The sequence below is a fragment of the Aneurinibacillus soli genome, assembly GCF_002355375.1.
GTDB classification, from domain to species: Bacteria; Bacillota; Bacilli; order Aneurinibacillales; family Aneurinibacillaceae; genus Aneurinibacillus; species Aneurinibacillus soli.
In genome coordinates this window covers 3511919-3534132 of sequence record NZ_AP017312.1, presented here as the reverse complement: position 1 = coordinate 3534132, position 22214 = coordinate 3511919, and the positions used below count along the sequence as shown (strand labels likewise).

Sequence of the window (22214 nt, the reverse complement as noted above, 5' to 3'; positions counted from 1 at the left end):
AGAAGCGGTTATCCCAAAAGCCATAACATGGCGGATAGGACAGCTTTTCGTAATATCGACAACGTGTGGTAGTGAGGGAGTGGGAGAAGGGATAATCCGTTCGCTTCGGTACGCTTGCGGACAGTCCTCACTTCTTAGCAAGCGTACCAAAGTGACGAGGCTCCGCCCGATCCCGCTCTTTCACCACGCTTTGGAGAGAAAACCTACACCAAGAAAAAGAAGAGGCTGTCTCAGTCGCCATGTTACGGCTTTGAGACAGCCTCCTTCTCTTTAATGTGTGCTACTTATTTTAATAATTCCTCATAAGGAGCCAGGTCGATATTATGAGCTTCCAGAGCCGTTACGGCACGATCCTTGTCCGGAGCAGCCAAAATGTAACCGCGAACTACGTGGTCATGACTGATTTCCTCAGCACCGTTTTCCTGGGCTACTTGTTCAATTTTGCTTTTGATTGATTTCTTCGCCATTGGGCGCACGAATACTGGAAGCGGCTTAAGAAGCTCGTCCAGCAGTGCGGAAGATTCGTCCTGCCATTTCATGAATGATTTACTCCCTTTCTTTGCCTAGTTACTTTCATTATACGCCTACTACCTGAAAAAAAGAAGCAGATTACACCGGAAGCGACAGTTTGGATTCGATGCTGGTAACGTCCGCATCTCCCCAGTATGACACAAGCAGATCGCGTGCCCATAGCCAGGCGGGTCGGTAGTCCCGAGCAGAAAAATAGTGCGCAGGTGTTCCCTTAGGCCGTCGTGCCGGGTTTACACATGAGTAATGCTTATGATAAAAATCACCCCAACGACTGAAGTCCATCGTATCCGGTGTAACTGCCGTAAGCAGTATGCCTTCGTCCATCTCAATAATTTCGAGTGGGAACAGGGAACAGCTGAACGGTTTAAGTTGTGCAGGTTCGATCTTTTCCTCAAGCGCGTAGCGATGAATGGAGCAGATGTGCTGTCCGCCTTGCTTCACAAGATACAGACAGTCGCCATCAAACTTGCGAATGCATGAATGATGATCCGTAGCCGCTGTCGCCTCGAAAACGCCGCGTACTCGTGCTGTCTCCACACGTTCATCTTGAGCATGTCGATCCAGAATTGGCAGAGCGTGCGATTCAAACAGCGACAGATTCGTACCTGTCATGGAATATGGTTGTCCTTGCTCACAGCATGTCTGCCCGTGTACCAGATGACAGTGAAAGCAGTCGAGATTTACAGGAACGAGTAGCGCCTCCGTATCAATGAGAAAGCGTCCATAGCGGAGGATGGTTCGGTCAATCCGTGATGTGAGATAGTGGTAGGCAGCCAGTGCTTCCTGGAATCCGAGAGCTTCCGCTGTGCCATAATAACGGCTTCGCATGTCCATGCCTCCTCTCCGTGCAGATTTTTCTTCATCATAGCGGAAAACGGTCCAGCTAGCCAGCCTGTTCATCGTATGGTATGATTTATAGAAAAAAATAATATATTACGAAAACTCTAATAAGTTTCGTTGGAGAGAGTACGATGAGGGAGGATACGTTCAGGTGAACAAGCACGTATACATGTATGACACAACACTTCGAGACGGGACACAAGGAGAGGGAATCAGTCTGTCAGTGGATGATAAAATCAAAATCGCCCGGAAGCTTGATCAGCTGGGCGTTTCGTATATTGAAGGTGGCTGGCCAGGAAGCAATCCGAAAGATATGGAGTTTTTTCTGCGTGTCAAAGAGTTGGATTTAAAACATGCCAAAGTTACGGCATTCGGCAGCACGCGTCGCTTCGGTGTGACTGCAGAAGCGGACGATAATCTGCGCATGATTCTGGAAAGCGGGGTTACGGCGGTAGCCATCTTCGGCAAGAGCTGGGATTTTCACGTAACGGAGGCGCTCGGTACAACACTTGATGAGAATTTGAGCATGATTTATGATTCTGTCCGCTTCTTAAAAGAAAATGGGCTGGAAGTCATTTATGATGCAGAGCATTTCTTCGATGGCTACAAACATAATCCGGACTATGCACTGGCAACGCTACGCCAGGCGTCCGAAGCGGGAGCGGACTGGCTTGCGCTGTGCGACACGAATGGCGGCTCCCTGCCGCATGAGATCAGTGAGATCGTGGCCCGTGTCTGTACAGAGTTTGCGACACCAGTTGGGATTCACTGCCATAATGATGGGGAACTGGCGGTAGCAAACTCGCTCGCGGCTGTAGGAGCAGGAGCACGTCAGGTACAGGGTACAATCAATGGCTTTGGCGAGCGATGTGGCAATACGAATTTGATCTCGATTATTCCGAACCTGCAGCTGAAGCTCGGGTATGAATGTGTGCCGCCTGAGCAATTGAAACAGTTGACGAACACGTCACGCTACGTATATGAGATTGCTAACATCAATCCGCCGAACTTGCAGCCGTTCGTTGGCCATAGTGCGTTTGCTCATAAAGGTGGTATGCACGTGAGCGCGATTTTGAAAGCGGCGGAAACGTATGAACACATTCGTCCGGAGTCCGTAGGCAATACGCGCCGTGTATTAGTGTCAGAATTATCAGGACAAAGCAACTTGCTGTTTAAAGCGCAGGAATTAAATATTGAGCTTGATAAAACGAAGCCGGAAGGTCGGACGATTATTCAAAAAATTAAAGAAATGGAACACCAGGGCTATCAGTACGAAGGAGCGGAAGCATCATTTGAACTGTTGCTGCATCAGGGGCTTGGCGATTATGAGGAAGTGTTTGCGATAGAGTCGTTCAAAGTTCTGATGGAGAAGCATGGCGAGTCGGACAGTACGACCGAAGCGACCGTGAAGCTACATGTAGGCGGCCAGACGGTGCATACTGTCGCCGAAGGAAACGGTCCAGTTAATGCGCTTGATAACGCGCTGCGCAAGGCACTCGAAGCAGTCTTCCCGGATATCAGCCAGATGTATCTGACAGATTATAAAGTTCGGGTGCTGAGCGAGCAGGATGCGACTGCATCTAAAGTTCGTGTGCTGGTTGAATCGACAAAAGACGGAGAAGAAAGCTGGAGCACGGTCGGCGTATCGACGAATGTGATTGAAGCAAGCTGGGAGGCGCTGATTGATAGTATGCGATATGCATTGATGGGTCGCCAGAATGAAGCGGTAGATCTGTCAGGCGATGAAATAGAGCGCCAGGGAATTGTGAACCACTAAGGAAAAAGCAGAGGAGACCGTCTTTTGACAAGACGGCTTCTTTTTTGTCAAAAAAAGAAGCAGGGTTGTAATTTTAGCTTTATTTTACTAGAAATAGTGCTATATACTTGATTTCACATATATATAATGAGAGGGAAGTGTATGATTGATAATTCTGAAAATTTTATAGAAACATTAGTAGACATTAAATATGCATTGGACCAGTCTTCTATACTTGCAGTTACGGATGCAAACGGTGTGATCACATATGTGAACGATAAGTTTTGTGAGATCTCCCAGTACAGCCAGGAAGAGTTGCTTGGGAAAACCCATCGCATAATAAACGCAGCCTATCACGATCAGAATTTTTTTGGGAATATATGGAAAATAATCAGCAAGGGAGGTATTTGGCGGGGAGAAATCAAAAACAAAAAGAAAGACGGCTCTTTTTATTGGGTAGATACAATTATTGTACCATTTCCAAAAGGTTCGCTCACACCCACCAGTTATGTTTCCATCCGGCGTGATATTACTGTACAGAAAGAAGCAGAGGCTCAAGTTTACCGCCTTGCTTACTATGATCCGTTAACAAATTTGCGGAACCGTCGGGGATTCCATGAATTTATGGAAGAAGCAGTGGAAGAAGCGGAGAATTCATGCTCTATGTTTGCGACTATCTTCATTGATCTGGATCGCTTTAAACATGTGAATGATACACTCGGACATAAAATAGGGGACGGGTTGCTTGAAGCAATCGCCTGTCGAATGGAGCAACATCTGGAGTCTGAGTCGACTGCGGTATTCCGGATTGGTGGAGATGAGTTTACGGTTGTCTGGTCTGGTATGCAATATGAGGAAGACGCGCGACAGGCCGCTCTGCACATTTTGGAGCTATTCAAAGCGCCTTTTGATAGTAAGGGATATCAGATTACGATGACGCCAAGTCTCGGTATTTCTGTGTATCCTCTTCATGGTAAAGATGCAGAAAGTCTGCTGCGCCGTGCAGATACAGCGATGTACTGCGCTAAAGACAAAGGTGAAAATCGCTATGAAATGTATACAATCGAAATGGAGAAAGAGTTTATTAGTCGACTTACGATTGAACAGGAGCTTCGCCGGGCGCTAAAGGACAACAACTTGTATCTGCACTATCAACCCAAAATCGATATTAAAACGGGAGAGATGCTCGGAGTAGAAGCGTTGCTCAGATGGAATCATCCGGACTTTGGATTTATTCCACCTGACCGCTTTATTCCGATCGCTGAAAATGTTGGACTGATTATTCCGCTTGGTGAATGGGTCATTCGGACGGCGTGTAAACAAAACAAAAAATGGCAGGACCAAGAATATGCTCCATTCGTGATGTCGGTGAACTTGTCCACACTACAGTTTAAGCAGGAAAATCTGGTGGAGATGATTGCGGACGCGCTGAGGGAGGCGGATTTAGAAGCCTGCTGGCTAGAGATTGAGATCACAGAAAGCGTGTTAATCAATTATGATCGTGAAATTATTAAAAAGCTGAATGCTTTAAAGGCGATGGGGATTTATATTTCGATTGATGATTTTGGAACGGGATATTCTTCCTTTAACCACCTCAAAAATCTGCCGATTGATGTCGTGAAGATTGACCGATCTTTTGTAAGTGGATTGCCTAATACTAACGATGAAGCGATTGTAAGTGCGATTATTTCCATGGCACATGCACTGCAGCTCAAGGTTCTTGCAGAAGGGGTTGAAACGGAACATCAGTGGGATTTTTTGCGGCAGGAAGGCTGTCATGAAGGGCAGGGGTATTTATTTAGCAAACCGATCGCAGCTGATGAATTCGAAGAGATGCTACGCAATAAAAAGAAAGAACATCGATCTGATATCTAGGTCGATGTTCTTTCTTTTTTTCATTAGTATTGAATTAAGATTGCACCATGCCTTCCACAGGGCTACTTGCCTGTGCGTATCGTTTCTTCGGAATGCGTCCGGCTTCAAACCCAAGCCGTCCGGCTTTTACAGCCAGGCCCATCGCTTCGGCCATTTTGATCGGATCGGACGCGCCTGAAACGGCGGTGTTCAGTAATACACCGTCTGCACCAAGCTCCATCGCGATTGCCACATCAGACGGCGTACCAATGCCGGCATCGACGATAATCGGAACACGTGCTTCTTCAATAATGATGCTGATGTTAAGCGGATTGAGAATGCCTTGTCCGCTGCCGATCGGAGATGCACCTGGCATAACCGCATGAGCGCCTGCTTCTTGCAGTTTGCGTGCAAGTACCGGGTCATCATTTGTATACGGCAGAACAATGAATCCTTCTTGTACAAGTTGCTCGGTCGCTTTTAGCGTCTCGATTGGGTCCGGCAGAAGGGTTTTGCTATCGGCAATGACTTCGACTTTAATCATGTCGCATAAGCCAGATGCTTTCGAGAGGCGTGCGATGCGCACGGCTTCTTCTGCGGTAGACGCTCCAGCCGTATTTGGCAACAGCTTGAAGCGACTCAGATCAAGCTGCTCCAGAAAATTCGGCTGTGCCGGGTCGTAGATGTTCATGCGCCGTACTGCAAATGTGAGAATTTCGGTTTCGGATACTTCAACAGCCTGACGTTGAGTGGCGAAATCCGGGAATTTGCCTGTGCCAAGCAGTAAGCGTGATGTAAATGAATACGGTCCAATTTGTAACATAGTAAATCAACCTCCCCCTACGAAATGTACAAGCTCAAATACGTCTCCCTCGCGCACCGGCGTTGCTGCATGCGCGTCTTTTTGTAAAATATCACGGTTAATCTCTACAACTACAATCCGATCTTGCAGGTGCAAATATGCGAGAAGCTGCTGCACAGTCTCGATATGGTCCGGAACGGTCTGAGCATCTCCATTAATGACAATATTCATGTACTCACCTCCTTACGATGCTGGAATCGACTGGTGGCGGTCTGGTGCGAATGCCGAAAGGTCAAGTCCTGGCGCCTCGCCAGTGAGCAGGCGAGACACAATCTCACCCGTGGCCGGACTAAGCAGAATCCCATTGCGGAAATGGCCAGATGCAACAATGGCGTTCGATACGGAAGCCATTCGTCCAAGATACGGCAGGCCATCTGCGGTCTGCGGGCGCAAGCTTGCCCAGGTTTGTTCGAGCGGGTATGCTGCAATGTCAGGCAGAAGTCGCACAGCTTTAGCCATCAGCTGGTGCAGTCCGCCAATGCTCAGTCGGTCGTCAAAACCACAGTCCTGCACGGATGCGCCGACAAGCAGGCGATTGCCTTCTTTTGGAACAATATAGCAGCCGTGTGAATATACCGTGTGGGTGATAGGCTGCGGCACAGCAAGCACGGAGAAGGCTTCCCCTTTTAGCGGGAAAACAGAGAGGGGGGCACCCAGCAATTTCGTAAGCTCACCGCTCCATGCTCCACCTGCGATGATGTACTGTTCGCCGCTGAATTCTCCCTGATTGGTCTGCACAGCTTCAATACGAAATCCTTTCATTCGAAAATTGGTTGCGGCACATCGCTCAACCAGTACCGCCCCCAGCCGAGCTGCGGCTACAGCAAAGGCGCGTGACAGATGAGGAGCGGATACTTGCGTGTCATCCGGCAGCGAAAGCGCTCCTTTGATTTCTGAGCTGACAGCCGGTTCAAGCACTCGCACGTCTGAAGTCTCAAGCCAGTCAGCTTTAAGCCCTGCGGCTCGCTGCCAGGTCGCCTGTTTGAGCAGTGTTTGCTTCTCTTCGTCTGTCCAGGCAGTACGCAGCATCCCAGCTTCATTGAAGCCAATGTCAATGCCTGACGCTTGTTGGAGTTCCACTGCAAGCTCCCGGAACATTGTACGGCTGTACAGGGATAGCTCAACAAGCGGTCCTGGTTCAGGGAATTCCACTTGTGCGCCGAGCATACCGCCTGCCGCACGAGAAGAATGGGCAGCCAGGCTGTCTTTTTCCAGCAGAACTACTTTTTGTCCGCGTTTCGCCGCATAGTATGCGATCGCCGCACCGATGACACCGCCGCCAATAATTACTGCATCATATGTTGTCATAGTCATTCACTCCTTGTCTCAAAATGGTGTAGAGCTGTCGCGTGATCTCTGCCGGCTGCGTGGCATCCATGACAGCGGACAGTACTGCCGCCCCCATGGCACCAGACTCGATTACATCTGGCAGGACAGCCGGGGTGATCCCCCCGAGTGCAAGCACGGGAATCGTACAGGCATCTGCTACCGTCCGCAGTGCTTCTATTCCGCGCGGCGCAAGTCCTACCTTGGAGCCAGACGGAAATACATGCCCAAACAGAAGATAGTCTGCACCGGCTGCTTGTGCCGTTTGCGCTTCTTCCAGGCTGTGAACCGAGACTCCGATTCGCATGTCAGGTGCGACGCGGCGTGCGATATCCGGTGGCAGGCTATGTCCGGCGAGATGTACAGTGCCAGCACCCAATGCTATGGCTACATCCAGTCGATCATTTATGGCGAGCTTGTAGGGAGGCAGGTCTGCTTCGAGCAAAAGTGTCTGCCCCAGGGTATACAAATCACGGGCGGCCAGGTGTTTCTCCCGCAGATGAAACACATCCACATATGGTGCGATGGCCCGAACGATATGTGCTACCTGCCCAGGTGTCTGTCTCCCGGTGCTGATCACATGAAGTTTACGCATGAATGCCTGCTCCTTTCTTCATTCCATATGCACAAAAAGCCGGGTCCCGTTATTGGGACCCGGCTTACGAACGCTTGAGGCGCTGTTTATGGTGATGGCCGTCTGCTTTCCTACGCTGGTACAAACCAGATCAGGTCCCAGGAGTTTAGAAACTTCATCGCGTTTCATTCTCAGCCCGACTCATCGGGATCCCCCAGCAGTTTACGAAGTGTATCAAATTTTGATTTTATTATACTGCACCTAATACATAATGCAAGGGAAAAATGCGAAGTAGTCTAAATGAGAAAGTTCGGGTACAATAGGAACAGTATGCTTTTTTTGGGCATTAAGAAAGGAAGAAACGTATGAAATCATTTGAGCAGTTTAATTTAAAACCGGAAATTATGCAGGGTATTGCTGACCTGTATTATAAACAGCCGACTCCGATTCAAGAACAGGCAATTCCATTGGCTCTTGAAGGAAAAGATGTGCTTGGACAGGCACAGACGGGAACGGGAAAAACCGCAGCGTTTGTAATTCCGATTCTTCAGAAGCTTGACCCGAATACAAGCGATGTGCAGGCACTGGTCATGACACCGACACGTGAGCTGGCAATCCAGATTACTGATGATATTGCCGAACTGGGTAAACATCTGAACGTACAAGTACTATCACTGCACGGTGGACAGGACATCATGCGCCAGATTAGCAAGCTGTCCGGACGTATTCAGATTGTAGTCGGTACACCGGGCCGGATTCTCGATCACCTGCGCCGCGAGACGTTGCACTTTGGTCGCATTCATACGATGGTACTCGATGAAGCAGATAAAATGCTTGAGATGGGCTTTGTGCAGGAAGTGGAGGAAGTCTTTATCCAGACCGCACAGAAGAAGCAGGTGCTACTATTCTCGGCAACTGTACCAGACGGTGTGCGCAAGCTGTCACATAACTTCATGAACCAGCCGCAGATCGTCAAAGTAGAGAAGCGCCAGATGACGGCGGAGAATACAAAAGAATCGTACTATGTTGTCAACCAGAGTGATAAAACGGACATGCTAGTCAAGCTTGTGGCGGATGCACGCCCGTATCTGGCTGTGATTTTCGCTAATACGAAGCAGCGTGTTAATGAACTCGTACGCCGCTTGCAAGAGAATGGGATCGAAGCGGAAGCGCTGCACGGCGATTTGAGTCAGAAGAAGCGCGAGCAGATTATGGACCGCTTCCGGGAAGCTCGCTTTCAGTATCTTGTTGCGACCGATATTGCCGCACGCGGTCTTGATGTGGAAGGCATTACACATGTATTCAACTATGATCTGCCGTCTGATGTAGAAAGCTACATTCATCGGGTTGGCCGGACAGGTCGCGCAGGGCAAGAAGGAGAAGCAATTTCACTAATCTCCCCGCGCCAGCGTCAGATTTTCAGCCGTTTTACGCGCGCGATTAGTGGGGGAGCGGAAGAGAAATTCCTCGGTGGCGCGAAGAAAGTACGCCGCAAGGAAAAACCAGTTCGCCCGGAAGCAGAGGGGAAGAAAGTAGCAGAGAGTGGCGAAGAGAAGAAGTCATCACGTTCATCTGCCGCACAGCCATCCGCTGATCAGGGCGGTCGTGCGAAGGCGAAGACTCCGAAGGTGAAGCCGGGGTATAAGAAGAAAGTTCAGGTGGAGCGTGAGAAGGAACAGCGCCGCCAGCGTCGGAAAAACATTCAAGCTTCATATCGCAAGAAGAATAGTAAGAGCTAAGATAAAAGGCTGTCTCAAAATCGTATGCTAACGATTGAGACAGCCTTTTTGTTCAGTCAATGAACTGTTGAATAAAATAATCCGGATTCAATCCTTCGCCGAGTGCATTTTTCAGAAGTTCATTCCATGTCACACTGGCTCCTGGATGAAAAATACGTCGGATCAAAAAGACGCCTGTGCTACGCTCTCCGATATATGATGGGCGCCCAAGCTCATCGAGAATGCTGTAGTGCAGTTGGGAGGCCATCAACTCACCCAGAATATAATTCTGGTAGTATACCGGTGCGGTACCGATATGAATTTTGGCGGCCCAGTCCGGTGCGCTGCGGCCTTCTGGTTTCCGGATCAGCTGGAACCGTTCGACAAGTGACCACCAGAGCGCATTCAGGTCCTGATCAGGATTATGGTACATCTCATGCTCGAAATGGACCATAACAAGACTCCAACGGATAAAGATTAGCATCCCCATGCCAAGCTGCTCGTCAATGAGTGGCGTAAGGCGCTCGGCTTCTTCTGCTGAAATATCTGTGTAGCGGATCAGCCAGTCTATGTTTTTCGTCAGGCGGCCCATGAGCATGGCAATTGCTTCTGTTGTCAGTGTGTGAGCCGGGGTGCGAAGAAGATATGGCATCGTTCGATCAATGTACTTGTCATATACACCATGCCCGATTTCATGCAGCATCGTGCTCATCCACCACTCGTTGTCGCGGATGTTAGCGAGCACGCGTATATCCCCTGCGTGATCAATGTCAATGCAGTAGGCGTGTTGATTTTTGTTCTCCCGCTCATATAAGTCGCTGTGTGCAAGAATATCCGCCGCATTAAGCCCGATATCCTGGAAAAATTGACAAGCGAGCGCTTCAATATCTTTCCCCTTGAAATACGGATCAAGGTCAAGTTCCTCAAGTGTCGGCGCTTCCTGGAAGAATGGGTCAGCATAATGCCATGGCATTAAATCGCTTTCTGCGATGCCAAACTTCCGGGTCAACTGTTCGTCAAGCTTTGCTTTCATACGCCGGAAAGGTTCATCGGTCAATTCTTCGAGACGCTTGAGAATGGTGAACAGCTCACGCCCGTCCAATTCTTGCATCGCAAGTGACATTGCATAGTAATTTTTGTATCCCGCTTCTGCTGCAATTCGGTTGCGCATGCGAGCTAGTTCAATGACTCGCTCTGCAACCTGGTTGCCAATTTGTTTGCTTGCTTCCCATGCTTGACGACGAGGCTCGCTTTTGATTTCTGTTTGTAAAATTCCGAGAATTTCATTGTCCGATACAGCCTGTCCATCGATCTGTGCACGGAAACGGGTAAACTCGCTTTCGATTTCCGTTTCTGTCTCCACAATGGCAGTGAGTAGCGTCTTATCCGGCTGATTCGGCGTGTATTCGTGATCGAGTAGGATAAGCTGACGGAGTACGACTCCATTACGCTGGCATTTCGGGTCAGCGAGCAACTCTTTGAGCGCCGCATAGTCTTCTTTGCTGGAGAATAGTTCAATCAGTTCATGCTGCATTTTGATGTATTCTTGTTCATACTGTTCTTCTCCGGTTGTCGTTGCCTTCCAATAGGCTTCCGCTGCTGCTTTGGAGAGTGTCTCGATTCGCTCCTGGCGCGTACCGAGGAATTGTGCTGCTGTAACCATCGAATCTCACCCTTTCCGTTACAAAAAAATGGAGTTCTATCCTCTTTATCGTATGATAAAGAAAGTGCTTATTCAATCTTTTTCCCATTTGAGATTTCATTGACAAGGAGAAATATGCGGTGTAGAGTAACAGTAACAGCATATTTCCAAAGGGGAGTAGCTTTGAGAACGATAGTGTCGTCATTACGGGAACCTGCATAGGAACCCCGGCTCTATCGACAGCATGTTCTGTGTTGTAAGCAAGACCTTTGCCGTTTATGTTTATTCGGCAGGGGTCTTTTTTTATTGGATAAACAGGCAGGATGGAACATGCTGTATAGTACGCACAAAAAAGGAGGGATGGCCGATGGAATTCTTGTCGGCAGAAATGTTTTCAACGCTGCTGTCCATTATTATTATTGACCTTGTACTTGCAGGTGATAACGCGCTTGTAATCGGTCTTGCCTCACGCAATCTTCCAAAGCAACAGCAGAAGAAGGCGATTATCTGGGGAACAGCCGGCGCGATTATGATCCGGGCGATCGCCACAATTTTTGTAGTATGGCTTCTCAAAGTTCCGGGGCTACACGCAATCGGAGGCGTTATTCTCATATGGATCGCCTACAAGCTTCTCATTGGCGAGAATGAAGAGGAGAACATCGAAAGCAGTTCCTCTCTAATCGGTGCCATCCGCACAATTATCGTGGCAGATGTGATGATGGGTTTAGATAATGTGCTGGCGATCGCAGGAGCGGCCAAAGGGCATACTGGACTGGTCATTATTGGTCTTTTGATCAGTGTTCCGCTTGTTGTCTGGGGCAGCCAGATGATTGTGAAATTGCTTGATCGGTTTCCGCTGCTTATTTATGTCGGAGGCGGTGTACTTGCTTTCACAGCGACCAGGATGATTCTTGAGGAAACATTCATCAAGAATCTGCTTGACGATAATCCGGTTATGTATTGGGTAATTGTAGCAATCATGGTAGTGGGTGTTCTGGTAGCAGGTAAACTGAAAAAAGACAAACAGTCTACGACAGCTGCTTCTGTGTAGAATGAAGTTGTAGAATTGGGTAAGAAACAGGTGGAGGTTCCGTCTTCCCCTGTTTTTTTTTGTACATATTGCTTATATATGGACTGATATGAGGCAAATGGCATCATAATTCGTGCTTTTTGTCCTTTACAACCATAGGCCAAATATATTAAGAGTAGAAGAGAGAAAGAAAGAAGGTGTACAGAGTGGAGCCATTATCTCGGATGGATACATATCGAAAGCGACATGATACAGGGAGGGCGGGCCGCCCTGTATTCTGGTCTATATTGGGCCTGTTATATGCTGCAAGCTTTGGTCTTGTTTTTTATTTTGTAAAAGTGCCGACAAGTTATGCGATGCGTATTGGGCTGGAAGCGGGTCTCTTTTTTCTAAGTGTAATTTTGCTTGATATGTATATGCAGGCGTTTGCGGTTCTGTCGATGCGTCCGACGAATCAGGTGGAGCGATTTTTCAGGCCAAATCCGTTCATTATTGCGTGCTGGGTATTGTCGGTGATTTATCACCTGAGCATGGGTTTGCTCACTTCACGAGTGTTGCCGGATGCTGTATATTATGGAGGGTTTGTCTTTACACTTGGACTTCTACTTGTGACGATTGTGCATTACTTTGCCCGTTTTGCATTCGGCAAAGGGGAGCGGAAGATACAGGAAGAGGAAGAATACGCACGGGAGCAGCGGCAGGTACTGGAGATGATTCGAGATACCCAATCGGATTATTATTGGATTCGTGACGTGATGGACAATCATGAAGATGTACGGCAGATGATGGTCTGGAACGGATTTGATCGGATGCTTGAGGAGCAGATATATGATCTGCAGCCGTATTTTCAGCGGACGGTTCTGACGAATCGTGACATGGACAGGGTTGCGGGAATCCGTGCCTGGTTTGAAAGTATGCGTCGCATTGTCGAGGAGCATCCGAATTATCAGCAGGTGCAGACCCGGGCAGCTGACAGCGACCTGCCGCTCAGACAGAAGCGGAAAAACAGGCGGTAGCCTGCCTGGCAATAGCCTCTTTGAGGTGTGCATAAGTGAAAGGCAGGAGAGAAGCTGTCTCAAGAGTCGAAATCCGGCGATTGAGACAGCTTCTTTATTTTGAAAAAAGGTAGATATATGATAATAAAAAAAGAAGCAGACGGATGCTTTCCGCCTGCTTTTTTAACCAACTGTAGAGAATTCGAGCTGTCCCGACTTATTCATCCGTATCTGAAGGGTGATGGGATACAGTTTATCCGGAACAGATGTGAAAATTGTACCACGAATGGTATACATCGTTTTGCCTTGATCAAGCTGGTTTACCGACTCAATTGTAAGGCTGGATAAAGCCGGGAGTCCGGTTGGAGCTGAAGGTGGCTTTTGGCTTGCCAGACTGCGCAAAAGTGCCTGCCTGTCCACATCGTTGGCCTCGATCAAAGGTTTCATATCGTTTGAAAGTGCATTGACAGCAAATGATGCTAAGGCACGTTCTGATGAAGTTCTGGTTTTGTCTGCTGCGGTTTTTTTCCATTGAGTGATGGATTGCTGGCGGACAGCCGTCTGTTTGCTGATCCACTGCTTGGATTCCTGGCTCTGGACAGTGGATGTACCGGAATCAGCTGTAGAGCAACCGACTGCTCCGCTTAGCATTGTCATGCTGAGCAGAACGGCTGCGATCTTTTTTCCTACTCTCATTATGCGTGATTCCTCCCAATACCGTTTTTCTCTATTCAGTTAAACGGTTGGCACGCTGATTTGTTGCGTTTTAGGGAGCTTTATTCAATGATTGTATTGGGCCGGATATAGAACATCCACAAAAAACTTAGAGACTGGCACAGCTCCAGTGATAGCGTATTGACCATGTCCGACGTAACGCCGCGCTTGTATACCCCTTCCTGGTGAATAATTGTATAGCCACTCTCTTCAAGCAGGCGTCCGCACTCCCACGGCATCATCGTATTGATGACAACATCATCCCCGTACAGGCGGCGATAGCCGTGTTCACGCGGGGCGGCGGTCGGTCCGAGAATGCCGAGTGCGATGATACCGTTTGGTTTCAGAAATGATTTCCAGGCAAGCAACATGTCGCGCGGCGAGTCTGTCCATTCAAGCACATTAATTGCCATCATTGCCTGAAACGAATGTTTCTCGAACGGGAGCTCACGTGCATCTGCGCAGACGAAAGACAGATGCGGCGTTGTATGCTCCGCTGCTTTCTGAATCATCTCTTCTGAAATATCCAGCCCAACGACTTCGTACCCGAGCGCGGCTAGCTTTGAACTTCCATAGCCATCCCCGCACCCGATATCCAGTACGGGGCCAGCGTCCGGTGAGATCCATTCTACAAGCTTCGGAATAATGGTCTGTCGACTTCCTGTATCCCACATTTCTTTACTATTTGCTTTCCAATTATCTGACATTTTACTCCAGTGTGCCGCACATGCGGTGTGCCAGTTGAATGACATAAACAGCATCCTCTCCATTTTCTTCTATCTTATCAGAATATTCGATCAGCACGATAGAAAAAAACTTTATGTCCAGAGTAAAAATGGGGTAAAGTTAAGGGGACAGGATCATTAGAAGTGCGAGGCGAGAAGACGTGCAAACAAGCAACCAAACACAAGAATGGGGAGCGTTCGCAAAGCAGTGTGCACAGGACGCAGGCGAGCTGATTGAACGCATGCTGGCGGGGCCCCTTGAAGTGATGTATAAATCATCGGCATCTGACCTCGTGACAAGTGTGGATCGGGCAGTTGAACAACTCATAACCGATGCAATTCTACAAGCCTATCCGGATCACGGAATTCTTGGGGAAGAAGGGATTGTCACCTGCAACCCGGCCGAATTTGATACCGTATGGATCATTGATCCGATTGATGGAACAACGAATTTTGTACACCAGCAGCTCAACTATTGTGTATCCATTGCCGTATGCCATCAGGGAGTCTGCGAGCTTGGTGTCGTCTATGATCCGACGCGCAATGAGTTGTTCTATGCAGAACGTGGTGTGGGCGCCTTTCTCAACGAGGCAAGACTTGCGCCCCCGCGTACAATCAAAATGCATGAGATGATATTCTCCACGAGCTTGTTCTGGAACCGACGTGCCATGCAGAGCGGGTTATCGGAACGAGCACAGCGGCTAGCACAGCGGGTGCGCGGCACTCGTGTGTACGGCGTGGCTGCTCTGGAGCTAGCATACGTGGCAGCAGGAAGACTGGATGCCTATCTCAGCCTTGGCTTGAATCCATGGGATTATGCGGCCGGGCGCTTACTTATCGAAGAAGCGGGATCAATCATTACACAGATTGACGGCACAGACATCCCATTCGCTGCCCGAAGCAGTATTCTGGCGGTGAATCCGTATTTGTATAAATCTGTACTTGAATTTTTGGAAACCCGCCCTGTATAATAAGGGCACGTTGTTATGTGGGTCAACCAACGTTAAAAATACCACCGGAGCAAGCTTATACTGAGTATTCAAGTATAATCCCCTGGTGAAGGGGATTTTTTGTTTTCCGGATGGTGTGATCATTGTGAGAAAGAGAGGGGACCACTTATGTCCGGTTATGAGATTCCACAAAAAGTCCAGCGCCTGTATGAAGACATTCAGCCCTCAGATCTTCGGTATCATACCCGCCGCGTGGCACTGACGAAAGAATTCACATTTGATTCCGCCCATCATCTTCACCTATATGAAGGTAAATGCAAGAGCATGCATGGACACACGTATAAGCTTGTGATGACGTTGAGCGGATATGTGAACGAGATTGGCATCTGTGTTGATTTTTCTGATATGAAGCGTATATACGAAGAAACGATTAAGCAGCGCCTGGATCATCGTTATTTAAATGATGTCATGCCGTTGATGAATACGACGGCGGAAAATATGATTGTCTGGATCTGGGAACAACTAGATCGCCGCCTTATAGAAGAAGGGCTTACAGAGAAAGGCACACGCCTTGAAGAATTGGTGCTATATGAGACGCCGACCAGCTATGCTACACTCAAACGGGAGTGGATGCAAGATGACCGATAGTGCGATAAGCTTCCCTGATACATGGGAGCTGCCGTTTGTGGAAGTGTTTGAGACAGTGGAGGGCGAAGGAATGATGGCGGGCTATCCGACGACATTCGTCCGCGTCTTTCACTGTAATTTGCGCTGTACGTGGTGCGACACGCCGTACAGCTACGCTCCTGCGCAACCAGAATTTGTGGCAAGCATTAAGGAGATTGTAGCGCGTGTACAGGAATACGGACACGGTGTTATCTGTTTGACAGGCGGAGAGCCGTTGATGCATGGCGAGAAGTCGCAGGCGCTATTGTACCATCTTGCCAGGCAGCCGTACGTTCGTGACGTGCATGTAGAGACGAATGGCGCGATTGATCTGGAACCATTTGTACGCTTACGTCAAGAGATGAGAGAGTCAGGTACGCCGATTCGCTTCATTATGGATTATAAGCTGCCTGACAGCGGAGAGACGGCCCGTATGCATCTCCCAAACATGGCACTGCTTGCAGAACGTGATGAGTTGAAGTTTGTTGTAGCGAGTGAAGAAGACTTCAGTCATGCGCTGACTGTGCTTACCGATTATCCCACCGAAGCGGTTGTATCATTCAGCCCGGTATGGGAATCGATGCCGCCAGCACGCCTGGTGGAGCTGCTTCTTGTGCACCGCCCGAATGAAGGCCGGGCGCGGTTGAGTCTACAATTGCACAAAATCATCTGGGACCCGCAGCAGCGTGGTGTATAGGAGGGGGAACAATGGATACAGCAAAAAAAGCAGTCGTCGTATTGAGCGGAGGCCTCGATAGCACAACATGCATGGGGATTGCCCGAGATGCGGGGTATGTACTTCATGCGCTTACGTTTGACTATGGCCAGCGACATAGCCGTGAGATTGAGCAGGCCAAAAGAATTGCCCACCACTTTGAAGTGGCCGATCATCGAATTGTAAAGATGGATTTCTTAAGCCAGATCGGTGGCAGTGCGCTGACAGACCGTTCGATTGCCGTGCCAACTGAAGCGGGAACCCATGAGGAGTCGGGAGAGATTCCAGCCACATACGTCCCGGCACGCAACTTGATTTTTCTATCGCTTGCTGCAGCCTATGCGGAAGTTGTAGGAGCAGAGGTTATCTATATTGGAGTGAGCGCGGTTGATTATAGTGGGTACCCGGACTGCCGCCCGGAATTCATTGCTTCCATGAGCGAGACGATCCGACTGGCGACGAAAGCAGGGGCAACAGGCACGAATCTACGCATTGAAGCGCCGCTTTCGCACTTGTCTAAGAAAGAAACCGTTGAGCTTGGCTTACGCCTTGGTGTGCCGTATGAACTAAGCACGTCTTGCTATCAGGGAGAAGAGGTAGCGTGTGGCGTATGCGATAGCTGTCGCTTGCGTTTGCAAGGATTTAGAGAGGCTGGAGCGGTAGATCCGATTGCCTACCACAACAGAGGATAGAATATAATCCAAACAAAAGGGAGATACGATCATGAGCACAGTAGAACATAACCATGAAAAATATAACAAAATTCGGTTTGATACACAGGATGAGACAGCGATTCTCGTCGATATTCTGGAGACGATTCCTTACGAGTATGCAGGCAAAAAGACAGAGATCGTAATTCCGACGAATGAATTTACGTCGGTTTGCCCGTGGTCGGGCCTGCCAGATTTTGCTGATATTCAGATTGCATTTGTGCCAAATGAGAAGCTGGTTGAGATGAAGTCCCTCAAATTTTATCTGACATCGTACCGCAATGTCGGCATTTATCAGGAACATGCGACCAATCGTATTCTAAATGACTTGGTAGCGCTGTGCGATCCATTGTATATGAAGATTACGGCGTTGTGGAATGCCCGTGGTGGACTTGGCACAGAAGTTGTTGTAGAATACCGGAAAGAAGGATACGAAGGGTAGCGTGCCGGTAGTGGATCAAATTACCACCGTTCTGGATGTGAAGGCGCTGTTGCGTCGTTTCGGGATTGTCATCTATATGGGCAGCCCGCTTGCCGATTATGAGATGTGGGAAGATGAGTTGCGTGAGCTATACATGGAGAAGTTGATCACGGTGGAAGAGTTCCGCCAGTCGATGGCGGTTATCCAGCGGGCGAAAATTCCCTACCTCGGAACGTAATGAGGAAGAGCCTGTATTATATAGGCTCTTTTTTCTTTTAGTAAAAGGGAGTAGAATCATGTAGGAAAAGCAAAAGTTGCGCTTTTGGTGCAACCTTTTGTTTTTTCAGACAGTACTAGAGTATGTACAGATGTCCTTCTGCACATTTTTAGGGGGTAATACAGCAAAATGGATAAAAATAAAGCAACACAACCGGCGAGACGGAAAAAGCGGAGAGCAAAACGTAAACCGTGGCTGCTTGTTTTCCTGATGACGGGCTTGTTTATGACGTTGAGCATTGCAGGATGCTCCGCTCTGTATGTAGCGGGCAACCAGATGATTGACGAGAAGAAGCTTGATCTGATGGAGACATCCACCGTATACGCCGCAGATGGCAAGACATTGATTGCCAAGCTTGCACCGTCGGAAAACCGAGAGAAAGTCTCATTTGATAAAATTCCGAAACACGTCGTAGATGCTTTTGTCGCAACAGAGGACAATCGGTTTTATGAACATAACGGAATTGACCCGGTCGGGATCGGACGCGCTATTTTTAAAGACATTGTAACGGGAAGCAAAGCGGAAGGTGCAAGTACGATTACTCAGCAGCTCGCCCGTAACGTATTTTTGTCTAAAGACAAAACATTCATGCGCAAAACGAAAGAAATGATGATTGCGATGAACCTTGAGCGTAAATATTCAAAAACACAGATCATGGAGATGTATTTGAACGTCATCTATGCAGGGAAAGGTGTATTCGGGGTGCAGACTGCATCCAAATATTACTTTGGAAAAGATGTTAGTCAGCTGTCACTTGAGGAAGGGGCCATGCTGGCCGCTTTGCCGAAAGCACCGAACTCGTATTCACCGGTTGATCATCCGGATGCTGCACTGAAGCGTCGTAATCTGGTGCTTGGTTTGATGGAGAAAAACGGATACATCACCGAGCAACAAATGAAAGAAGCGCAGCAGAAGCCATTGAATGTTATCAAAACAGAAAAGAAAAAAACAGACGTGGCGTATCAGGCATATCTGGATTACCTTGTGGAAGAAGCGGAAAACGATCTTGGTATTAGCGGAGAAGAACTGTACCAAGGTGGATACAAAATCATTACGTATATGGATAAGGATGCCCAAAAGGCGATGTTTGATGAGTATCAAAAAGAGGAAAACTTCCCGCACGATGCTTCAGACGGCAAAAAAGTGCAGTCTGCGATGGTCATCATGGAAACGAAAACCGGCGGTATTACAGCAATGGTCGGTGGACGGGACTACGCGCCTAAAGGCACAAACCGCGCGAAGCTTCACTTCCAACCAGGTTCTACCATTAAGCCGCTCGTTGACTATACGCCAGCGCTCGAAAAAGGGTGGACACCTAATTCAACGGTGCGTGATGATCGTGTGACGTACAGAAAGTATGGTGGCTGGACGCCACGTAACTTCCCGGGAGAAGGATACGCAGGTGGCATTACGATGGAGAGGGCGCTTGTGGACTCTCGTAATGCCGCTGCCGTATGGACGTTGAATGAAGTGGGTCTGGACAAAGGTGTGAGCTATTTGAAGAAATTCGGTATTACACCAGAGCCGACCGAAGAGAACAACTTGTCTTTAGCGCTTGGTGGTATGGAAAAAGGAACAAGTCCGATCCAGATGGCACAGGCGTATGCGACATTTGCTAATAATGGGAATCGTCCGACTGGTCATGTGATTAAGGAGATCAGATCGAAAGACGATGCGATTATCATGAAAGAGCATGCAGAAACAACACCAGTCGTTAAGCCGAAGAGCGCGTACTATATGACTGAAATGTTGCAGAGTGTAGTCAACAGTGGTACTGGACGTGCCGCAGCATTCGGGTACCCGCTTGCTGGTAAAACCGGAACCCAGCAGTATGACGGGGCAAGTGGAGCCAATCGATTTGCCTGGTTTGTTGGCTATACGCCAGACTATGTAGGTGCGGTATATATGGGTTTTGATACAACGGACAAAACTCACTATTTAAAAACAACCGGGGGTGGATACCCGGCGAAGCTGTTCAGTCGTGTCATGGAGAAAGCGATGAAAGACAAGGAGCGCAAAGACTTTGGGCGTCCAGAAGGGCTTACACAGGACCCGGCGCCGCAGGTTACAGCTCCGTCCGCATCTGGTCTATCTGCTGTTGTAGCAGAGGGAAATGGAAACAAGTTCGTAAAGATCACATGGAGTGGTGGCGGGAATAATATTAAGTATCGCCTGTATCAATTCCTGGGCTCTCCGTCTGAGAAGCAGCTGATTGCGGACACATCAGCTACAAGTTTTACAGCACCTTTTGATCCAAATCAGTTATACACATATGTGGTTGTGCCATATAATGCGGATACAGGGGAAGAAGGCGGCATGTCGAATATGGCCAACACGGCGATACCGGATACCCCGGTTTCAGATAATTCGCAGAATCAGAAGCAGCCGGCAGACTCGAATAGCCAACCGCAAAAGCCTGCTGATTCGAATCAGCAGAATTCGAATCAACAGATCCCGACTGCTCCGAATCCGGATGGTACGCAGCCGCAGCCTGATCAGCAGAATCCGGGTACTACGGGGGCGGGTGATACGAATCAGCAGCCAGGAGCAACCCAGACGAATCCGGAACAGCAGCCGGCAAAAGGAAAAAAGGACAAAACAGAAGGACAGGGGAATGGCCACAATCAGCAAGCTCCTACAGGAGTAAATCCGTAAGTAAACCGCAAGAATTCTCTGCAACCGCCTGATGTTCTGGTATAATAAAAGGTAAGGAGAATTTAAGGAGGGGTTGTTATGACCACGAGTCGAGATATGTCCAGTTTTTTTGAAACACAGATCGCAAATGCCAAAACGCATTTCGAGCGCGCGCTTGACTGTAAACATACAGAGTTTGATGACTTGTATCCGTACATGAATGAGCATCCGCAGTTTTTCTGGTACAAACGCTATGTGGCATGGCAGGAACTCCTGACGGTTGTACGATTGGCCGGTGAGCTGGAAGTAGAGTGGAAGCAATGGTTTACAGCTGCACAAGTCCAGTATGTAGAGTGTAAAGTGCTGGAAGCGCGTGTACTTGACCACTGGTATCAGGATGACAAGCAAAAGCTTGAAGAAGAAGTTGGCGCTGACGAATAAAGGACCGTACGATTAACAGGAGAAGGAGGGGAGCTTGTGTCTCCCTTCTTTTTTCATATACACAGTAGAGAAGCGAGGATGACGAATGAGGCTGGATAAGCTGCTTGCGAACATGGGATACGGTTCGCGCAAGGAAATTAAGAAAATATGCAGAACCGGAATGGTAACCGTAGATGGAAAACCGGCAAAAGACAGCAGCATGCATGTAGACCCGGATGTACAGGTGGTAGAGATCGAAGGAGAGCGTGTGATCTATCGCGAGTTTGTCTATATTATGATGAATAAGCCGGACGGCGTAATCTCGGCTACGGAAGACATGCTGGAAGAAACGGTTGTTGATCTGCTGGACGAGTATTACTACAACTTCGAAGTATTTCCGGTCGGACGTCTGGATAAAGATACGGAAGGGTTGCTTGTGCTGACAAACGATGGGAAGCTTGCCCATGAATTGTTGTCTCCGAAAAAGCACGTGCCAAAGCGATATTATGCACAAGTTCGTGGTGTGGTAACGGAAAAAGACGGAGAGGCATTCAAGCGAGGAGTTGTACTCGATGATGGCTATCATACGATGCCAGCTGAATTAACCATTTTGGAATCAGGAGACGTATCGGAGATTGAGCTTGTAATCTATGAAGGCAAATATCATCAAGTGAAGCGTATGTTTGAAGCGGTGGGCAAGAAGGTTGTGTACTTAAAGCGTCTAGCGATGGGAGAACTCGAACTTGACCCGGAGCTTGAGCCTGGTGAGTATCGTGAATTGACAGAGGAGGAGCTTCTTCTGCTTCGTCCATCGGCTGCTTCAAAAGATGTAGAATAATACGGAATTAAGTAGG

General features: G+C 48.5%; 23 protein-coding genes and 1 riboswitch. Of the genes, 14 read left to right on the top strand and 9 right to left on the bottom strand.

What is annotated here, in order from left to right; genetic code table 11:
• Positions 1 to 284: 284 nt before the first annotated feature.
• Together CB4_RS17860 and CB4_RS17855 are read right to left on the bottom strand one after the other, a co-directional pair.
• Positions 285 to 539 (bottom strand): DUF2621 family protein, encoded by a 255-nt coding sequence (locus CB4_RS17860; protein WP_096467095.1) that lies wholly within the window; start codon positions 537 to 539, stop codon positions 285 to 287.
• A 70-nt stretch (positions 540 to 609) separates the two neighbouring features.
• Positions 610 to 1359, bottom strand: coding sequence for a DUF3109 family protein (locus CB4_RS17855; protein ID WP_157738048.1), 750 nt, complete (start codon positions 1357 to 1359; stop codon positions 610 to 612).
• 163 nt (positions 1360 to 1522) lie between these two features.
• Between CB4_RS17855 and cimA the strand changes: the two genes are divergently transcribed.
• Positions 1523 to 3148 (top strand): citramalate synthase, encoded by a 1626-nt coding sequence (gene cimA / locus CB4_RS17850; protein ID WP_096467093.1) that lies wholly within the window; start codon positions 1523 to 1525, stop codon positions 3146 to 3148.
• A 141-nt stretch (positions 3149 to 3289) separates the two neighbouring features.
• Entirely contained in the window at positions 3290 to 5002 is a 1713-nt protein-coding gene (locus tag CB4_RS17845) for a putative bifunctional diguanylate cyclase/phosphodiesterase (protein ID WP_172890921.1), read from the top strand.
• Positions 5003 to 5036: 34 nt separating this feature from the next.
• Here the strand turns inward: CB4_RS17845 and CB4_RS17840 are convergent, their stop codons facing one another.
• Genes CB4_RS17840 through CB4_RS17825 form a run of 4 tightly spaced genes read right to left on the bottom strand, consistent with a single transcriptional unit; the run spans position 5037 to position 7764 of the window.
• Positions 5037 to 5804 carry a thiazole synthase gene (locus CB4_RS17840; protein WP_096467091.1) on the bottom strand — a complete coding sequence of 256 codons (768 nt, stop codon included), beginning with the start codon at positions 5802 to 5804 and terminating at the stop codon, positions 5037 to 5039.
• Between the two features lie 6 nt (positions 5805 to 5810).
• Positions 5811 to 6014, bottom strand: a complete 204-nt coding sequence (gene thiS, locus CB4_RS17835; RefSeq protein ID WP_096467090.1) for a sulfur carrier protein ThiS — start codon at positions 6012 to 6014, stop codon at positions 5811 to 5813.
• 12 nt (positions 6015 to 6026) lie between these two features.
• Entirely contained in the window at positions 6027 to 7151 is a 1125-nt protein-coding gene (thiO, locus tag CB4_RS17830; RefSeq protein WP_157738046.1) for a glycine oxidase ThiO, read from the bottom strand.
• Positions 7138 to 7764: a thiamine phosphate synthase gene (locus CB4_RS17825; RefSeq protein ID WP_096467088.1), complete on the bottom strand. Its 627-nt coding sequence runs from the start codon at positions 7762 to 7764 to the stop codon at positions 7138 to 7140. Before CB4_RS17825 ends, thiO begins: the two co-directional genes overlap by 14 nt.
• A gap of 90 nt (positions 7765 to 7854) precedes the next feature.
• Positions 7855 to 7969, bottom strand: a riboswitch (TPP riboswitch).
• Positions 7970 to 8108: 139 nt separating this feature from the next.
• Here CB4_RS17825 and CB4_RS17820 point away from each other — a divergent pair.
• On the top strand, positions 8109 to 9482 hold the full coding sequence (locus CB4_RS17820) for a DEAD/DEAH box helicase (protein WP_096467087.1): 1374 nt from the start codon (positions 8109 to 8111) through the stop codon (positions 9480 to 9482).
• A 52-nt stretch (positions 9483 to 9534) separates the two neighbouring features.
• Here the strand turns inward: CB4_RS17820 and CB4_RS17815 are convergent, their stop codons facing one another.
• Positions 9535 to 11124 (bottom strand): M2 family metallopeptidase, encoded by a 1590-nt coding sequence (locus CB4_RS17815; RefSeq protein ID WP_096467086.1) that lies wholly within the window; start codon positions 11122 to 11124, stop codon positions 9535 to 9537.
• A 346-nt stretch (positions 11125 to 11470) separates the two neighbouring features.
• On the opposite strand from CB4_RS17815, the gene CB4_RS17810 reads away from it, so the two are divergent.
• Both CB4_RS17810 and CB4_RS17805 read left to right on the top strand, forming a co-directional pair.
• Positions 11471 to 12154 (top strand): TerC family protein, encoded by a 684-nt coding sequence (locus tag CB4_RS17810; RefSeq protein ID WP_096467085.1) that lies wholly within the window; start codon positions 11471 to 11473, stop codon positions 12152 to 12154.
• A gap of 185 nt (positions 12155 to 12339) precedes the next feature.
• On the top strand, positions 12340 to 13149 hold the full coding sequence (locus CB4_RS17805; protein WP_096467084.1) for a hypothetical protein: 810 nt from the start codon (positions 12340 to 12342) through the stop codon (positions 13147 to 13149).
• 162 nt (positions 13150 to 13311) lie between these two features.
• On the opposite strand, the gene CB4_RS17800 is transcribed toward CB4_RS17805, so the two are convergent.
• Both CB4_RS17800 and CB4_RS17795 read right to left on the bottom strand, forming a co-directional pair.
• Positions 13312 to 13824 carry a hypothetical protein gene (locus CB4_RS17800; protein WP_096467083.1) on the bottom strand — a complete coding sequence of 171 codons (513 nt, stop codon included), beginning with the start codon at positions 13822 to 13824 and terminating at the stop codon, positions 13312 to 13314.
• Positions 13825 to 13904: 80 nt separating this feature from the next.
• Entirely contained in the window at positions 13905 to 14594 is a 690-nt protein-coding gene (locus tag CB4_RS17795) for a class I SAM-dependent methyltransferase (protein WP_231956064.1), read from the bottom strand.
• Between the two features lie 134 nt (positions 14595 to 14728).
• Between CB4_RS17795 and CB4_RS17790 the strand changes: the two genes are divergently transcribed.
• From CB4_RS17790 to CB4_RS17750, 9 genes are all read left to right on the top strand, one after another.
• Positions 14729 to 15538, top strand: coding sequence for an inositol monophosphatase family protein (locus CB4_RS17790; protein ID WP_096467081.1), 810 nt, complete (start codon positions 14729 to 14731; stop codon positions 15536 to 15538).
• A 147-nt stretch (positions 15539 to 15685) separates the two neighbouring features.
• A complete protein-coding gene (queD, locus tag CB4_RS17785) occupies positions 15686 to 16165 on the top strand; it encodes a 6-carboxytetrahydropterin synthase QueD (protein ID WP_096467080.1) in 480 nt (159 codons plus the stop codon).
• The gene (locus CB4_RS17780; protein ID WP_096467079.1) at positions 16155 to 16880 is read left to right on the top strand and encodes a 7-carboxy-7-deazaguanine synthase QueE; all 726 of its coding nucleotides are present in this window, start codon (positions 16155 to 16157) and stop codon (positions 16878 to 16880) included. The genes queD and CB4_RS17780 overlap by 11 nt, the downstream gene beginning before the upstream one ends.
• 11 nt (positions 16881 to 16891) lie before the next feature.
• Entirely contained in the window at positions 16892 to 17590 is a 699-nt protein-coding gene (queC, locus tag CB4_RS17775; protein ID WP_096467078.1) for a 7-cyano-7-deazaguanine synthase QueC, read from the top strand.
• A gap of 31 nt (positions 17591 to 17621) precedes the next feature.
• A complete protein-coding gene (gene queF / locus CB4_RS17770; RefSeq protein ID WP_096467077.1) occupies positions 17622 to 18050 on the top strand; it encodes a preQ(1) synthase in 429 nt (142 codons plus the stop codon).
• 10 nt (positions 18051 to 18060) lie between these two features.
• Positions 18061 to 18267, top strand: a complete 207-nt coding sequence (locus CB4_RS17765; RefSeq protein WP_231956063.1) for a YqgQ family protein — start codon at positions 18061 to 18063, stop codon at positions 18265 to 18267.
• A gap of 168 nt (positions 18268 to 18435) precedes the next feature.
• Positions 18436 to 20961, top strand: coding sequence for a transglycosylase domain-containing protein (locus CB4_RS17760; RefSeq protein ID WP_096467076.1), 2526 nt, complete (start codon positions 18436 to 18438; stop codon positions 20959 to 20961).
• Between the two features lie 78 nt (positions 20962 to 21039).
• Positions 21040 to 21381, top strand: a complete 342-nt coding sequence (locus CB4_RS17755; protein ID WP_096467075.1) for a hypothetical protein — start codon at positions 21040 to 21042, stop codon at positions 21379 to 21381.
• A gap of 85 nt (positions 21382 to 21466) precedes the next feature.
• Positions 21467 to 22198: a pseudouridine synthase gene (locus CB4_RS17750; RefSeq protein ID WP_096467074.1), complete on the top strand. Its 732-nt coding sequence runs from the start codon at positions 21467 to 21469 to the stop codon at positions 22196 to 22198.
• Positions 22199 to 22214 lie beyond the last annotated feature (16 nt).

Bases quoted from the DNA above. Each gene is read 5' to 3' on its own strand.
- thiS (WP_096467090.1), bottom strand. From the start codon at position 6,014: ATGAATATTGTCATTAATGGAGATGCTCAGACCGTTCCGGACCATATC.
- CB4_RS17845 (WP_172890921.1), top strand. From the start codon at position 3,290: ATGATTGATAATTCTGAAAATTTTATAGAAACATTAGTAGACATTAAA.
- CB4_RS17750 (WP_096467074.1), top strand. From the start codon at position 21,467: ATGAGGCTGGATAAGCTGCTTGCGAACATGGGATACGGTTCGCGCAAG.
- queC (WP_096467078.1), top strand. From the start codon at position 16,892: ATGGATACAGCAAAAAAAGCAGTCGTCGTATTGAGCGGAGGCCTCGAT.
- CB4_RS17825 (WP_096467088.1), bottom strand. From the start codon at position 7,764: ATGCGTAAACTTCATGTGATCAGCACCGGGAGACAGACACCTGGGCAG.
- queF (WP_096467077.1), top strand. From the start codon at position 17,622: ATGAGCACAGTAGAACATAACCATGAAAAATATAACAAAATTCGGTTT.
- CB4_RS17810 (WP_096467085.1), top strand. From the start codon at position 11,471: ATGGAATTCTTGTCGGCAGAAATGTTTTCAACGCTGCTGTCCATTATT.
- CB4_RS17760 (WP_096467076.1), top strand. From the start codon at position 18,436: ATGGATAAAAATAAAGCAACACAACCGGCGAGACGGAAAAAGCGGAGA.
- queD (WP_096467080.1), top strand. From the start codon at position 15,686: ATGTCCGGTTATGAGATTCCACAAAAAGTCCAGCGCCTGTATGAAGAC.
- CB4_RS17855 (WP_157738048.1), bottom strand. From the start codon at position 1,359: ATGCGAAGCCGTTATTATGGCACAGCGGAAGCTCTCGGATTCCAGGAA.
- CB4_RS17815 (WP_096467086.1), bottom strand. From the start codon at position 11,124: ATGGTTACAGCAGCACAATTCCTCGGTACGCGCCAGGAGCGAATCGAG.
- CB4_RS17840 (WP_096467091.1), bottom strand. From the start codon at position 5,804: ATGTTACAAATTGGACCGTATTCATTTACATCACGCTTACTGCTTGGC.
- CB4_RS17860 (WP_096467095.1), bottom strand. From the start codon at position 539: ATGAAATGGCAGGACGAATCTTCCGCACTGCTGGACGAGCTTCTTAAG.
- thiO (WP_157738046.1), bottom strand. From the start codon at position 7,151: ATGACAACATATGATGCAGTAATTATTGGCGGCGGTGTCATCGGTGCG.
- CB4_RS17800 (WP_096467083.1), bottom strand. From the start codon at position 13,824: ATGAGAGTAGGAAAAAAGATCGCAGCCGTTCTGCTCAGCATGACAATG.
- CB4_RS17755 (WP_096467075.1), top strand. From the start codon at position 21,040: ATGACCACGAGTCGAGATATGTCCAGTTTTTTTGAAACACAGATCGCA.
- CB4_RS17795 (WP_231956064.1), bottom strand. From the start codon at position 14,594: ATGTCATTCAACTGGCACACCGCATGTGCGGCACACTGGAGTAAAATG.
- CB4_RS17780 (WP_096467079.1), top strand. From the start codon at position 16,155: ATGACCGATAGTGCGATAAGCTTCCCTGATACATGGGAGCTGCCGTTT.
- CB4_RS17820 (WP_096467087.1), top strand. From the start codon at position 8,109: ATGAAATCATTTGAGCAGTTTAATTTAAAACCGGAAATTATGCAGGGT.